12 protein-coding genes are annotated in these 14837 nt (G+C 67.5%); 4 read left to right on the plus strand and 8 right to left on the minus strand.

Annotated features, from left to right (window positions below):
- Window positions 1-116 precede the first annotated feature (116 nt).
- Both F1D05_RS33810 and F1D05_RS33815 read right to left on the minus strand, forming a co-directional pair.
- The gene (locus F1D05_RS33810; RefSeq protein ID WP_206685949.1) at window positions 117-1367 is read right to left on the minus strand and encodes a hypothetical protein; all 1251 of its coding nucleotides are present in this window, start codon (window positions 1365-1367) and stop codon (window positions 117-119) included.
- Window positions 1368-1422: 55 nt separating this feature from the next.
- On the minus strand, window positions 1423-2289 hold the full coding sequence (locus F1D05_RS33815) for a LacI family DNA-binding transcriptional regulator (protein WP_246486185.1): 867 nt from the start codon (window positions 2287-2289) through the stop codon (window positions 1423-1425).
- Between the two features lie 352 nt (window positions 2290-2641).
- On the opposite strand from F1D05_RS33815, the gene F1D05_RS33820 reads away from it, so the two are divergent.
- The 4 genes from F1D05_RS33820 to F1D05_RS33835 are packed head-to-tail and all read left to right on the plus strand — an operon-like array spanning window position 2642 to window position 7704.
- Complete coding sequence (locus F1D05_RS33820) at window positions 2642-4570, plus strand: glycoside hydrolase family 127 protein (protein WP_206685950.1); 1929 nt, start codon at window positions 2642-2644, stop codon at window positions 4568-4570.
- Between the two features lie 41 nt (window positions 4571-4611).
- Window positions 4612-5883, plus strand: coding sequence for an ABC transporter substrate-binding protein (locus tag F1D05_RS33825; protein WP_185444367.1), 1272 nt, complete (start codon window positions 4612-4614; stop codon window positions 5881-5883).
- Window positions 5884-5896: 13 nt separating this feature from the next.
- A complete protein-coding gene (locus F1D05_RS33830) occupies window positions 5897-6850 on the plus strand; it encodes a carbohydrate ABC transporter permease (RefSeq protein ID WP_206685951.1) in 954 nt (317 codons plus the stop codon).
- A complete protein-coding gene (locus F1D05_RS33835; RefSeq protein WP_185444368.1) occupies window positions 6847-7704 on the plus strand; it encodes a carbohydrate ABC transporter permease in 858 nt (285 codons plus the stop codon). Before F1D05_RS33830 ends, F1D05_RS33835 begins: the two co-directional genes overlap by 4 nt.
- A gap of 41 nt (window positions 7705-7745) precedes the next feature.
- Here F1D05_RS33835 and araA read toward each other — a convergent pair whose 3' ends face one another.
- The 6 genes from araA to F1D05_RS33865 all read right to left on the minus strand — a co-directional run bounded on the left by araA (window position 7746) and on the right by F1D05_RS33865 (window position 14832).
- Window positions 7746-9251, minus strand: coding sequence for an L-arabinose isomerase (araA, locus tag F1D05_RS33840; protein ID WP_185444369.1), 1506 nt, complete (start codon window positions 9249-9251; stop codon window positions 7746-7748).
- A gap of 14 nt (window positions 9252-9265) precedes the next feature.
- Window positions 9266-9931, minus strand: a complete 666-nt coding sequence (locus F1D05_RS33845; protein ID WP_185444370.1) for an L-ribulose-5-phosphate 4-epimerase — start codon at window positions 9929-9931, stop codon at window positions 9266-9268.
- Entirely contained in the window at window positions 9928-11652 is a 1725-nt protein-coding gene (gene araB, locus F1D05_RS33850; RefSeq protein ID WP_185444371.1) for a ribulokinase, read from the minus strand. Before araB ends, F1D05_RS33845 begins: the two co-directional genes overlap by 4 nt.
- 43 nt (window positions 11653-11695) lie before the next feature.
- Window positions 11696-12712, minus strand: coding sequence for a LacI family DNA-binding transcriptional regulator (locus F1D05_RS33855; RefSeq protein ID WP_185444372.1), 1017 nt, complete (start codon window positions 12710-12712; stop codon window positions 11696-11698).
- 75 nt (window positions 12713-12787) lie between these two features.
- Window positions 12788-13312, minus strand: coding sequence for a hypothetical protein (locus tag F1D05_RS39260; RefSeq protein ID WP_206685952.1), 525 nt, complete (start codon window positions 13310-13312; stop codon window positions 12788-12790).
- Complete coding sequence (locus F1D05_RS33865; RefSeq protein WP_185444373.1) at window positions 13309-14832, minus strand: alpha-N-arabinofuranosidase; 1524 nt, start codon at window positions 14830-14832, stop codon at window positions 13309-13311. The genes F1D05_RS39260 and F1D05_RS33865 overlap by 4 nt, the downstream gene beginning before the upstream one ends.
- Window positions 14833-14837: the final 5 nt, after the last annotated feature.

The following is a 14837-nucleotide window of genomic DNA, read 5'->3' on the forward strand; positions in this document are numbered from 1 at the left end:
TTGACGTGGGCGGCGCCCAGGCACGCACCTCGCGGCACTTGAGAATCATCCACGATGCTTCGCATCGAGGATGATTCTCAAGCACCCCGATGCACGCACCTGAACACCGCCGACTGTCAAACAACTTCGAACTCGGGGCACTGGGGGTAGTTCACCCACTGGGCGACGTTGGTGGCCGAGTCGGACGGACCGCCGGTGTTGTTGATGACGTGCGAGATCGTGCCCTCGCCGCCGAGCGACACGGTCACCATGCTGTGGAACTTCACGCCCGGCTTGTTCGGTACCTCGAACGCGCGATCCGCCACGATGCTCGGATCGTCGTTGAAGACGCAGTAGCTGCCCAGCCCCCACGCCTCGTGCGTGGTGACCGAATCAGCGACCTTGTACGCCGCGTAGCCACGGGTCGATCCGTTCATCCAGGCTGCCTGGTTCGGCGGGTCGTACGGCATCTCGTTCTGGTAGAAGTACGTCCTCCCCCCGTTGCCGTTCCAGATCGTCTGGTACTTCTGGTAGTGCTCCACGAACAGCCCGTACGCCGTAATGTCGTTGCCGTTGACAACGAGTCCGGTAGCGGCCGTGTTCGAGGTCCAGCCGACCCCGAAGCTGTGATCGCCACGCCACAGCCAGGTGTGGTCGATGATCACGTTGTTGCTGTTGATCCGCAGCGTCTCGGTCGCCTTCCCGACGGCGGCGCCACCGATCCGGAAGTAGACGTCGCTCAACGAGGTCGGGTTCGCCGAGTGGTTGGCCGACGATCCGGTCGGGCCGAGCTCCATCAGTAGCGGCGAATTGGTCGGCGCCGCGTCGATCAGCAGCCCGGCGATCTTCACGCCGTCGACGTCAGCGACGGTGATCGACGGGGTCCCGCTGGTCGGCATCAGAGTCGCCAGCCCGAGGCCCAGCACGACGGTGTCGGCCCGGTTGATCCGCAGCGTGTCGCTGAGCCGGTAGACGCCCGGCGTGAACAGCAGGTCCTTGCCGGCGGCAAGTTGTGCGTTGATCGTCGCAGCGGTGGCACCCGGCTTGACGATGTAGAACTGGCTGATCGGCAGCGACTGGCCGGCTGGTTTGCCGCCCACCCAGCCGGGACCGGCCGAGTTGCTCTTCAGGGCCGGGACGAAGACCTGGTAGTTGCCGGCGGCATCGACGTACAGGTAGAGCTTCTCCCGGACCACCGGGGTCTGCGCGACCTTCGTGTACGGCGGGTTAGGGAAGGTGCCGGCCGGTGCGTTCTGAGCGCCGACGAAGACCATGTTCCAGTTCTGCCCCGTCCAGCTGCCCCAGTTGGTGTTCCGGGAGATCCACTGCTGCTGGCTGCCGGAGCGGATCTGCCCGTCGACCACGGTGTCGGCCAAAGAGTCAGACAAAGTGGCCGAGGTTTCGGAACCGGTTCCGGTACTACGCCGCCGCCGCGGCGCGGGCTCAGGATTCGCGCACAACCAGGTGACCGGGGACGACGTGGACTCCCGGTTGAGCGTGCCCGTTGATGGCGTCGAGCAGGAGCTCTGCGGAGCGGCGGCCGATCTCCTCCAAGCCCAGATCGACCGTCGTCAACGGAGGACGGGCGGCCTCGGCGACGAGCCCCCAGTTGTCCACACCGACGACGCCAACCTGGGCAGGAAGGGCGACTCCGGCTTCGCGCAGTCCGTCGGTCACGCCGCGGGCAACCACATCGCTGCCGCAGAAGACACCGTCGACGTCTTCGTTCGTACGCAGGAGTTGCGCCACCGCGAATCGTCCCCAGGCTTCGGTCCAGCTGCCGAAGTACGGATCGCCCGCAGGCTCCAATCCGTGCGCGGCGAGTGCCTCGGCCATTCCAGCGGCGCGTTCGCGGGCGGAAGAGTGTGACTGCGGGCCGGTGATGTGGGCGATGCGCCGGCGGCCGGTCTTGACCAGGTGCTCCACCGCGAGGTGCGCGGCACCGCGCTCGTCGCTGACAACGCTGCAGTCGTGCGGGTCGCTGCTGGGCGCGAAGGCGTAGACCACGGGAACGGGCAGGTCGTCGCCGAGCGGACGGCGCGGATCGGTGCGGCGGCCCGCGACGATGATGCCGTCGACCCTTCGTTCGAGCAGTTTGCCCAGATGGTGCTGCTCACGGATGGGGTCGTCGCGGCCGTCACACAGGAACGCGATCATCTCGCCCGCGGCCAGCGAGTCCTCGGCGCCACGCATCACCGGGATGCCGAAGCGGCCGTAGCTGTCGGTGGTGATGACGCCGACGGTGAAGGTACGCCCGGCCAGCAGGGTCCGGGCGACGTTGCCCGGGGTGAAGCCCAGTTCGTCGGCCACCGCGCGCACCCGGGCGCGAGTCTCGTCGCGGAGCCGGCCCGCTGCCGTTGAGGGCCTTCGATACCGTGCCGACGGAGACGCCTGCCTTGGCGGCCACGTCGGCGATGCCGACCCGGCGCGCACTGATGCTTTCGTCGGTCATGGTCACCGTTCCTGCTCTGTTGCGGACCGCCCCGGACCGGTCCGGAACCCGTATGGGAAACAATTTTCCCACACGGTACACCGGGATCTCACCGCAATGCGACCTGTCTACGGTCTTGACCAAGAGTCTATCGGAGCTCTAGGTTGACGACTGGGAAACAATTTTCCCACTATCCCACCCCCTTTTGACGGTTGCTCCGAGAGGCGGCATGTGAACGCTCACATTCAGGCTGCGCCCACCCGCACCCACACCCACACCCCTGGTCCGGCCGCGCCGCGCAAGCACCCTCAGCTCGCCCCGTTGCCGTTGAGCGCAGTCCAGCTGGATCCCGCGTCGTTGCTGGGCGGGCGGCAGGAGCTCAACGCGGCGGCCACCATTCCGCACTGCGTGGACAACATCGAGCGCACCGGCGTCATCGCGAACTTCCGTCGCCTCGCCGAAGCCGGCGCGAAGGCAGATGCGGATCAAGCGAAGGGTGCCTTCCAAGGACCCTGGTTCGCCGATTCCGATCTGTACAAGACCCTCGAAGCGATCGGCTGGGAGGTTGGTCGCTCCGGCACCGGCCAGTGGGCTGAGCTGCTCTCCGACCTGGCCACCCTGCTCGAACAGGTGCAGGCGGCGGACGGCTACCTCAACACCTACGTGCAAGGACTGCCGGACGAGGAGCCGTTCAGCCACCCCGAATACACCCACGAGCTCTACTGCGCGGGCCACCTCATGCAGGCTGCCGTTGCGCTGCACCGCGGTGGCGGCGACGAGCGCTTTCTCGCGATCGCCCGGCGGGTCGCCGACCTGGTCGTGCGCTCGTTCGGCGATGACGGCCGGCCGATCATCGATGGGCATCCCGAGGTGGAGACCGCGCTGATCGAGCTCTATCGGGAGACGGGGGAGGAGTCCTACCTCCACGCAGCCGAGCTCCAGGTCGAGCGGCGCGGACACCGCACCCTTGCTGCCGGACGCTTCGGATCGCAGTACTACCAGGACCACGAACCGGTGCGTGAGGCAACGGAGGCTATCGGGCACTCGGTTCGGCAGCTCTACCTTGCGGCCGGCGTCACGGACCTCTACCTGGAGAACGGCGACCAGACGCTGCTGGAGGCGATGGAACAGCTGTGGGACAGCGCCTTCGGCACCAAGCTGTACCTCACCGGAGGGCACGGCTCCCGCCATCGGGACGAGGCGTACGGAGATCCGTACGAGCTGCCGCCGGACCGCGCCTACGCCGAGACCTGCGCGTCGATCGCTGCCCTGCAATGGTGCTGGCGGATGCTCCTGGCCACCGGACAGGCCCGGTACGCCGAGGAGATGGAGCGCGCCCTGCTCAATGCCATCGCGGCGTCGACAACGCATACCGGCACTGCCTTCTTCTACTCCAACCCACTGCAGTTGCGGACCGGCCACGACGGCTCCGGCGAGGATGCGCCGAGCGAACGCCTGCCCTGGTACGACTGCGCGTGCTGCCCGCCGAACCTTGCCAGGCTGTACGCATCCCTGCATGGCTACACGGCGACGTCGGACGCGGCCGGGCTCCAGCTGCATCTCCTTGCCGCAGGCAAGTTCACTGCTGCCACCCTGATCGCCGTCGTCGAGACCGGCTACCCATGGGACGGCGACGTACTGGTCACGGTCAGCGGTCAGGGCGAGCTGGCGATCCGCGTACCGGCGTGGGCCGCGGGCGCCACCGTCGCAGTGACTTCGGGACAGGTGATTGCCGAACCCACACCGGGCGAGTACCTGCGGGTCTCGTGCGACGACGGTGCCACGGTTCGTCTCACGCTGCCGATGGCTCCGCGCTTGGTGCGCGCCGACGATCGCGTCGATGCGGTGCGCGGGTGCGTGGCGATCGAACGCGGACCGCTCGTGTACTGCGTCGAGCAAGCGGACCTACCCGAAGGCATCGTGGTCGAGCAGCTACGCCTGGATCCCTCGGTAGGCATCGTCGAGGAGCCAGGCGAGGACGGCATCGCGCCGGTCCGGCTCCGGCTGTCCGCCTTGGCCATCCCGCTCGAGACGTCCCTGTACCAGCCGTACGACCCGGCCTCGGCGACCGGAACCCCGGTCACCGTCACAGCAATTCCGTACCACGCCTGGGCCAACCGGGGACCCGGTGCCATGCGGGTCTGGCTCCCTCTTGCCTGAGAATCTCGCTCGCGGTGACGCGGGCAGAAAGTGAAGTCACCATGAGAACTCCGAGGATCGCAGCAGTAGTTGCCGCACTCGCGCTCGTCGCCGCGGGATGCGGTAGCGGGGGAGAGCAGAAGTCGGCCGCGACGGACAAGCCGACCGGTACGGCGACCCTGTGGGTGCGCGACAGCGCGAAGGGCTTCATCAACCTTCTCGCCGAGCAGTACAACAAGACCCACGAGGGCAAGGTGCAGGTCACCGTCGTACCGTCGGCGAACTTCGTCCAGAAGTTCGGTACGGCGGCCGCTTCGGGATCGGGCCCCGACATCGCTTCCATCGATCTGGTGTACCTGCCGTACTTCGCCTCCAAGGGCGTGCTCGACGACCTCACCCCCGTCCTGGACTCGCTCAGCTGGAAGGACGGGCTCAGCCCGGCGCACAAGAAGCTGGCCGTCTACGAAGGCAAGACCTACGCCCTGCCGTTCACCGCCGAGGCGTCGGTCACCTTCTACAACAAGGATCTCTTCAAGAAGGCGGGTCTCGACCCGGCCAAGCCACCGACCACGTACGCCGAGATGCTGTCCGCCGCCCGGGCGATCCGGAAGCTCGGCAACGACTACTACGGCTTCACGATGGCCGGCCAGTGCGGCGGCTGCAACATCTTCGAGTTCGCCCCGCACGTCTGGGCGAGCGGCGGGAAGGTGCTCTCCGACGACGGCAAGGCCGCTGCCTTCGACAGCCCGGAGGTGACCGACGCGCTCAGCTTCTACCGCCAGCTCTGGACCGAGGGACTGATGCCGCCGTCGGCGAAGACGGACAACGGCTCTGTGCAGCCGGCGTCCTTCCAGAGCGGGAAGGTCGGCATGGCCAACCTCGGCGCCTTCTTCGTGCAGACGCTGGTGGCGGACAAGAAGATCGACTTCGGGGCCACACCCATCGTCGGTAAGGACAAAGGCACGGCCTCGTTCGCCGGCGGTGACGAGATCGCTGTCACCAAGGGCGCGAAGAACAAGGCCGTGGCGTACGATTTCGTCAAGTGGGCCACCAGCGAGGAGGCCCAGACCATCTTGGCCAAGAACGCCATCGTCCCGGTCCGGACGGACCTCATCGACAAGATCTACGCGCCGCTCGACCCGCGCTACAAGGTCCTCGGCGACGCGATGGCGATCGGGCAGACGCCGTACAGCGTGGTCGAGAACGCGATCATCAACGACAACAACGGCCCGTGGTCGAAGCTGATCAACGAGGCGGTGTTCGGCAGCGGCGACGTCAAGGCGGCCCAGACCGCGGCGCAGACGGCGGCCCAGCAGATCATCGACAAGGGCTGAGCGCGGAGGCCTCATGACCAAGACCATCAGCCCACCCCTGGCGCCGAGCCGGCCGGTCGCCAGGCCGGCCGGGCCCCATCGGCCCTGGCTCTCCACCAGGCGACGTCGCCAGTTGATGGGCATGGCGATGGTGTCGCCGGCCCTGGTGGTCGTCACGGTGTTCTTTCTCGTACCGCTCGTGATGACGTTCTGGATGTCGCTGCACGATTGGCCGTTGCTCGGTGAGCACAGCTTCACCGGCCTGGCGAACTATCGCAGGGCGATTCACGACACCGATTGGCTGCACGCGATCCGCTTCACCTTGACCTACACGGTGCTCATCACGCCGATCCTGCTGTTCGCCGGTCTGGCGGTCGCGTTCCTCGTCCATCGCGGCGGCCGAGCGGCGCGGGTCTTCCAGTCGATCTTCTTCCTACCGGTCGTGATCGGGTTCGCCGCCGGGGCCTTCCTCTGGCTGTACCTCGCGCAGCCCGGCCTCGGTCCACTGTCGGATCTGGCCGCCCGGTTCGGACTCGGCAGCCGGGACACGAACTGGTTCGCCACCGCCACCAGCGGCCTGCTGGTGGTGACGGCGATGGTCGTGTGGAAGGTCACCGGCATGCAGATGCTGCTTCTGCTGTCCGGCATGCAAGCCATCCCGGGGGAGTTGACCGAGGCGGCCCGGATCGACGGCGCCAGCCGCTGGAAAGCCTTCCTGCACGTCACTTTGCCGCTGCTGCGCCCGACGCTGGCCTTGGTGCTGGTGTTCTCCGTGGCTGGTTCCCTGCTGGCGTTCGACCAGTTCTACATCATGACCGCAGGTGGGCCGTCGAACGGCACGATCACCGCCGTCTACCAGATCTACCGCACCTCGTTCATCAACTTCGACCTCGGCTACGGCGCCGCGCTGTCGGCCATCCTGATGGTGGCGCTGGCGGCGGTCAGCGCCGTACAGATGCTGCTCCTGCGGAATTCGGACCACTCATGAAAACAATGCTCGCCGACGTTCGCAGAACGCTGCCCCGCGCTGCCTGGTGGATCGCGTGCGTATGCGTCTGTGTCCTCGTCCTGTATCCGCTGGCGATCATGGTCTCGCAGTCGCTGAAGAAGCCCAGCGAGGCGACGGAGAATCCGCCGACGCTCTACCCGCACGGAATCTCACTGGAGAACTACCGTGCGCTCGGCAGCACGGGACAGTTCGGCATCTGGCAGCACGTCACCAACAGCTTGGTGGTGGCCGCGGGCACCACCCTGCTGACGATGCTGCTCGCGACCCTGGCCGGCTACGGCTTCGCGAAGCTGCGATTCCGGGGGAGCGGGGTGCTCTTCTTCATCATCCTGGCGACTTTCATGATCCCGTTCCAGGCGATCATCACGCCGCTGTTCTCGATCCTGCACGGGATGGGGCTGAGCGACACCCTGCTGGGCCTGACGCTCGTCTACACGACGTTCCAGTTGCCGTTCGGGATCTTCCTGATGCGCAACAGCTTCGCGTCGGTGCCGGCCAGTATCGAGGAGGCCGCCCTCGTCGACGGGTGCGGTCTCTTCAGCGCCATGACCCGGGTGCAGTTGCCTGTCGCGATCCCGGGCCTGATCAGCACCGCCCTGTTCACGTTCTTCGCTTCCTGGAACGAGTTCTTCGCGGCCCTGATCCTGGTCACCGACGAGTCCAAGTTCACCCTGCCGGTAACGCTGACCGTCCTCGCCTCAAACCAGCTGGGCACCCTGAACTGGGGCCTGATGCAGGCCGGCGTAGCCGTCACCGCAATCCCCTGCATCGTGCTGTACCTACTCCTTCAGCGCTACTACGTAGCCGGCCTGGTCGCCGGCGCCGTCAAGTAGCCACCGCGGCGGCCGGGTCATCGGCCGCCGCGGCGAGAATTTCAGAGGCCGAGGGCCAGGCGGTAGTAGGCCTGGTTCCAGCGGATCTCCTTCTGGAGTTGGCGTACGTCGGTATCGCTGTCGATCATCAGGAGCTCGGTCTTGAGCATGGTCGCCAGGTCGTGGAGCTCCTCGGTGCCGACCGCGGTGGAGAGGACCGTGTGGTGCGGGGCGCCGGCGGTGAGCCAGGATTCGGCCGAGGTGCGGAAGTCGGGGCGGGGCTTCCAGACGGCGCGGGCGACGGGCAGCCGGGGGAGTGGATGGGCGGGCGGAACGAGGTCGATCTCGTTGCCGATCAGCCGGAACCGGTCACCGAGGTCGGCCATCCCGATCACCACGCCAGGACCGGGGGCGGCGTCGAAGACCATCCGGACCGGGTCCTCGCGGCCGCCGATGCCGAGTGGATGGATCTCGACCGTCGGGACGCCGGCCGCGATGCTCGGGCAGACCTCGAGCATGTGCGCGCCGAGGATCAGCTCCTCGCCCGGTACCAGGTTGTAGGTGTAGTCCTCCATGAACGACGTACCGCCCGGCCGGCCGGCGCCGATGACCTTCAGCGTGCGCAGCAGGACCGAGGTCTTCCAGTCGCCCTCACCGCCGAAGCCATAGCCGTCGGCCATCAGGCGCTGGACAGCCAGCCCGGGCAGTTGGCGGAGTCCGCCCAGATCTTCGAAGTTCGTGGTGAAGGCGGTGAAGTCGCCGGCATCGAGGAAGGCTCGGAGCCCCGCCTCCAGCCGGGCGGCATACCGCAGCGAGTCGTGCCGGTCGCCGTCGGGACGAAGTTCGGCTGCCAGCCGGTAGGTGTCGTCGTACTCCTTGACGAGGTCGTCGACCTCGCCGTCCGGTACGGCATCGACCGAGGCGGCGAGGTCATTGACCGAGTAGGTGTTGACCGAGACCCCGAAGCGGCGTTGAGCCTCCACCTTGTCGCCTTCGGTGACAGCCACGTCGCGCATGTTGTCGCCGAAGCGAGCCAGCTTCATCGAGCGCAAGGCTGCCAGTCCGGTGGCGGCCCTTGCCCAGCCGCCGATCCGCGTGCTGACCGCCGGGTCGCTGACATGACCCGCGACGGTGGTCCGCGGGATACCGAGGCGCGTCTGGATGTAACCGAACTCGCGGTCGCCGTGGGCGGCCTGGTTCAGGTTCATGAAATCCATGTCGATCTCGGCCCACGGAAGGGCCACGTTCGCCTGCGTGTGCAGGTGCAGCAATGGCAGCTGGAGAGCTTCCAGTCCGGCGATCCACATCTTGGCCGGCGAGAAGGTGTGCATCCAGGCGATCACACCGACGCAGTCCTCGGCCAGGTTTGCCTTCAGCAAGGTGTGCTTGATGGCGTCGGCGTCGGTGACGACGGGAAACCACACCACCTCCGCGGCCAGGTGGCCCGATTCGTTCAGCGCGGCGACGATGTGCTGGGACTGCGCGGCGACCTGGTTGAGGGTGTCGAGTCCGTACAGGCCCTGGCTTCCGGTGAGGAACCAGAGCTGGGGTCGGCGAAGGGCTTTCATGATGGCTCCAGGGGTCAGCGCTGACCGTAAACGGTCTGGTAGCGGTGGTAGAGACGGTCGATGTGGTCCGGATCGATAGGGGTGAGCGGGCCGCCGGACCGGGCCAGGTGGACGGTGCGGGCGACGTCCTCGCACATCACCGCGGCCTTGACGGCGGCCTTGGGATCCGCGCCGACGGTGAACACGCCGTGGTTGCGCATCAGGACCGCGGGGGAGCGGGACCCGGCCAGGGTGGCGACGATGCCCTGGCCGATCGAGTCGTCGCCGATCAGGGCGAACGGCCCGACCGGGATCTCACCGCCGAACTCGTCGGCCATCGCGGTCAGGACGCAGGGGATCGGTTCGTTGCGGGCGGCCCAGGCCGTCGCGTACGGCGAATGGGTGTGCACGACGCCGCCGACCTCGGGCCTGGCCCGGTAGACGTAGGCGTGCGCGGCGGTGTCGCTGGACGGCGCCAGGTCTCCGTCGACCAGATTGCCGTCCAGATCGCAGACCACGATCGACTCGGGCGTGAGGTCGTCGTACGAGATCCCGCTCGGTTTGATGACGAAGAGGCCTTCGCCCGGCACCCGGCCGGAGATGTTCCCCGCGGTCCAGGCGACGAGTCCGTACCTGACCAGTTCGGTGTGCAGTGCGTGCACCTGGCGGCGCAGGTCGGTGACAGCTGCTGACGGGCTCACCCGATCACCTCGTTCTTGAGTTTGTGAAGACGGTGCAGTACGCCGCTGCCGCCGTGCGCCTCGCCGGCGAACCAGTCGTGGAGCTCGCGGTACTCGGCGTAGAGCTGGTCGTAACGGTCGGCGCGATCGGAATCGGGCCGGTAGGCGGACTCGGTCCGGCGCCCCATCGCGGCGGCGGCCGTCGGCACGTCGGGATAGTTGCCAGCAGCAACGGCTGCGTGGATGGCCGAGCCGAGAGCCGGGCCCTGGCCGGACGCGACGACCGAGATCGGGCGGCGAAGGACGTCCGAGTAGATCTGCATCAACAGACGGTTCTGCAGTAGCCCGCCCGCGACGATGAACTCCTCGACGGAGACGCCGGTCTCCTCGAAAGCCTCGACGATGCGGCGGGTGCCGAACGCGGTGGCTTCGATCAGCGCACGGTAGGTGTCCTCGGGCCGCGTCGCGAGGGTCTGTCCGACGATCACGGCGGAGAGATCGTGATCGACCAGGATGGACCGGTTGCCGTTGTGCCAGTCGAGTGCGACCAGGCCATGCGCCCCGACCGCCTGCGCGGCCGCGAGTTCTTCCAGGTAGGCATGCACGGAGACGCCTTGGCGTTCGGCCTCCGCGACGTACGCCGGGGGCACGCAGGTGTCCACGAACCAGCCGAAGATGTCGCCTACCGCTGACTGCCCCGCCTCGTAGCCCCAGAGCCCATCGATGATGCCGCCCTCGACCACACCACACATGCCGGGGACTTCCGCGAGCTGATCCGACGACATGACATGACAGGTGGACGTACCCATGATCGCCACCAGTTGCCCAGGGCGAGTGGCGTCGGCGGCCGCGGCCGTCACGTGGGCATCGACATTGCCGGCGGACACGTGGATACCGGCAGGTAGTCCGGTCCACTCGGCGGCCTGCGAGGTGAGCCGTCCTGCCGAGGCGCCCAACGGAAGCAGGTCGCCCGCAAGTTTGTCGGTGAAGTCGGCGAAGGCAGGATCGAGTGCGGTCAGGTACTCACGGGAGGGATAGCCGTGCTCTGTCCGGATGCCCTTGTAGCCGGCCGTGCAGACATTCCGCGATTCGATGCCGGTCAACTGCCAGACGATCCAGTCCGCGGCTTCGATCCACCGCTCCGTCCGCGCATAGATCTCCGGATCCTCCTGCAGCAGTTGGAGGCCTTTGGCGAACTCCCACTCGGAGGAGATCTTGCCGCCGTACCGTCCGAGCCACGGCTCGTTCCGGGTCTTGGCGAGCTCGTTGATGAGGTCCGCGTGCGGCTGGGCGGCGTGATGTTTCCAGAGCTTCGGCCAGCTGTGCGGCCGGTCGGCGAGATCGTCCAGCCGGCACAGCGGCGTACCGTCGGCGAGCGTCGGCAGGACAGTGCAGGCGGTGAAGTCCGTACCGATGCCGATGACCTCGGCCGGGTCGACGCCGGAGACGGCGAGCGCCTTGGGGACAGCGCGGCGGAGTACCTCGATCCAGTCCGCCGGCGACTGCAGGGCCCAGCTCGGCCCCAACCGGACGCCTGATCCGGGCAGGACGGTCTCGATCACGCCCTCGGCATACTCGTGCACCGCGCTACCGAGTTCTTCGCCGTCGGACACCCGGACGACGACGGCCCGTCCGGACAGGGTGCCGAAGTCGATGCCGACGGCAAACTTCTGGGCCGGTTCGGGAGTGCCGCTCCCCGCGGCCTTTCCGTCGTCCCCTCGACTGCTGCTGTTAGCGTTCACAATCTACTCCACACTGCGTTCGTGACGGTCAGGGTCATTGGTCTCAGTTGCCGGGCGGCGAAGCTGTGCTGGCGCGCTGGACCAGCCTCGCCGGGACGACCACGCGTCGTCGCCGGGCCGGCGGATCCCCTTCGAGCTGCTCGAGCAGCAACTCGATGCTGTGCCGGCCGACCAGGGTGAAGTCCTGTCGCACCGTTGTCAGCGGCGGACTGAAGAACTCGGCCTCCGGTACGTCGTCGAAGCCGACCACGCTGACCTGGCCGGGAACGCGCAGGCCTCGTTCGGCCAACGACCGCAGCAGGCCGAGCGCCATCTGGTCGTTCGCCACGAAGACGGCGGTCGCGTCGGCCGGCAGGCGCAGCCCGGCCTCATATCCCGACCGCGGGCTCCAGTCTCCGGTCACCGCGGCCGGCACCGGCCGGCCGGCCGCCTCGAGGGTCTCCCGCCAGCCCTTCAGGCGTCCTTCCGCCTCGAGCCAGTCGTCCGGGCCCGCGATGTGCCAGACGGTCTCGTGACCGAGCTCCAGCAGATGCCGTACTGCGAGCCGCGCGCCGCCGACCTGGTCCACGCAGACGACCGGTACCTTCCGCGCCCGGCCACCTTCGACGGCGACGGCGGGGATGTCGTCCGGAACGCTGGACAGCGCTCGGGCCGCCTGCCGCTGCGGAGCCACCACGACGATCCCGTCGATCCCTTGGCCGGCGAGATGGTGAATCGCTTCCTCGACGCTGTCCCGGGTGATCGCCTTCAGGCTGACGATGCTGACGAAGTAGCCCGCATCCCGGGCGGCTTGCTCGATGCCGTGCACCGTACTGGCCGGGCCGAACAGGGTGGTGTCGAAGCTGACCACGCCCAGGACCCGCGAGTGCCGGGTGACCAGGGCCCGAGCCGACAGGTTGCGGCGGTAGCCGAGCTGGTCGATCGCCTCCAGGATCCTGTCCCTGGTGCTCGGGCGGACGTTCGGCAGGTTGTTGAGCACGCGGGAGACCGTCTGGTGCGAGACCCCGGCAACGCGCGCCACATCGGCCATCACCGGCGGACGCGACGTGCTCGTACTCATTGATCCGTGCTCCTTGCCTGCTGGTCGTACCGGATAACTGTGAACGCTAACACTCCGGTGGCGAAATCTCACGGATCAGCTGACAGTTGCTGGATCCAGACGGAGGAGGAGGGAGCCGTGCGGGTCGAGTTCGAGGCTCAGATCGGGCTCCGTAGCGGGCAGCGTCTCGCCGGTCCACAGGTCCGTCAGGACGTCCGACGGGGTCGCCCCGATCGAACGAAGCGGAACCGCCGCCCGATGCGGCTCGTCACCGAGCCAGAAGACGGCTGCGTAGCCCCGCATCATGTGTACGCCGAACCGCAGACCCAGCCCGTGGACCTCGGCGGCCAGTGGCGCGAAGCCCTTCCCGCCGGCGGCGGACGGGAACCGGTTGAGAGCCGGCAGCAGTTGGCCGTGGTCGTCGAGCACCAGCTCGGGATCGTCGTTGTAGCCGTGCGCCCGGGCCGCCGCTTCGTACCAGAGGATGTCGATCACGACGGTGTCCCAGCCGTAGGGGAGCAGCCGCTCGGCCATGAACCGGGCGTTCGCGAGCACCTCCTCCTCCGTCACGGTGGATCCGTAACAGTCCCAGCTGTTCCAGCCCATCGGTGGTGTACTCACAGGTCCACCTCGACTGTGGCGAAGGAGTGCGGCGGAAGGGTCAATCGGAGCCCCCGCGGGTCCTCGACGACGGTTGTCAGGGCGACCGGGGCGACAACCTGTGGGTCGGCGACCGTGTTGTGAGCCTGAAGCTTCGGTGCCGTCAGCAACCGCCCGCTGTGGCCCCGAACAGTGGCCCCGCGCAGATCCAGTACTACGTCGGCAGACGCGGCGGGATCGAGATTGGTGACCGATACCAGCGCCTTGTCGCCCTTCACGCTCGCCGATACCGACAGCAGCTCCAACTGCTTGCCGTCGAGCTCGTACGGCGCCGGCCGGTCGACCAGATGCACCGGCACGGACGTGGCGTCGTGATGGCCCTTGTTCATCTCGAAGACGTGGTACGTCGGCGTGAGCACGAGGGCGCCGGTCTCGTCGGTCAGCAGCATCGCCTGCAGGACGTTCACCGTCTGCGCGATGTTCGCCATCACCAGCCGCTCGGCGTGCCGGTGGAAGACGTCGAAGTGCAGACTTGCCACCAACGCGTCGCGCAGGGCGTTCTGCTGGTACAGAAAACCCGGGTTCGTGTCCGGCTCGACGTCCCACCAGGTGCCCCACTCGTCGAGGACCAGACCGATCTTGCGCTGCGGGTCGTACGCGTCCATCACGGTTGAATGCCCGGTGAGCACCCGGTCGATGTCCTGGGCCTTGATCATGGTCCGGTAGTAGTCGTCGACCTCGAACTTCGTCGCGCTGCCCTTGTGCAGCCAGGTTCCGGGCACGGTGTAGTAGTGGACCGAGATCGCCTGGAAGATGTCGCGCGGGTGGCCGCCACCGAGAGTGTTGACTGCCTTCATCAGCGCTTCGGTCCAGGCGAGGTCGTCGTCGGACGCGCCGGCGGCGATCCGGTAGAGCTTGTTCCCGTCGTGATCGCGGCAGAAGGTCGCGTACCTGCGAGCCAGCTCGACGTACCCCTCGGCGGTCAGGTTGCCACCGCATCCCCAGGCCTCGTTGCCGACTCCCCAGAACGGCACCTTCCAGGGAGCGTCTCGCCCGTTGGCCTTGCGGAGCCGGACCATCGGGCTGTCGCCGTCCCGGGTGAGGTACTCGACCCAGTCGCTCATCTCCTGGACGGTCCCGCTGCCGACGTTGCCGTTCACGTACGGGTCGGCACCGAGCAGTTCGCACAGGGCCATGAACTCGTGGGTGCCGAAGTGGTTGTTCTCCTCGACGTTGCCCCAGTTGGTGTTGATCATCCCGGGCCGGTCGGCCCGCGGCCCGATGCCGTTCATCCAGTGGTACTCGTCGGCGAAGCAGCCGCCGGGCCAGCGCAGGTTGGGAATGTTCAGGGCACGCAGCGCCTCGACCACATCGAGGCGGATACCGCCCTGGTTCGGTAGGCCGGACGACTCGCCGACGTAGAAGCCGTCGTACACACAACGACCGAGGTGTTCGGCGAAGTGCCCGTAGAGGTGCCGGCTGATGATCGGGCCGGGAACGTCGAGGTCGATCACGACCCGCGCGGTTGATGCGGTGGACAAGAGTT

Source organism: Kribbella qitaiheensis (genome assembly GCF_014217565.1).
GTDB classification, from domain to species: domain Bacteria; phylum Actinomycetota; class Actinomycetes; order Propionibacteriales; family Kribbellaceae; genus Kribbella; species Kribbella qitaiheensis_A.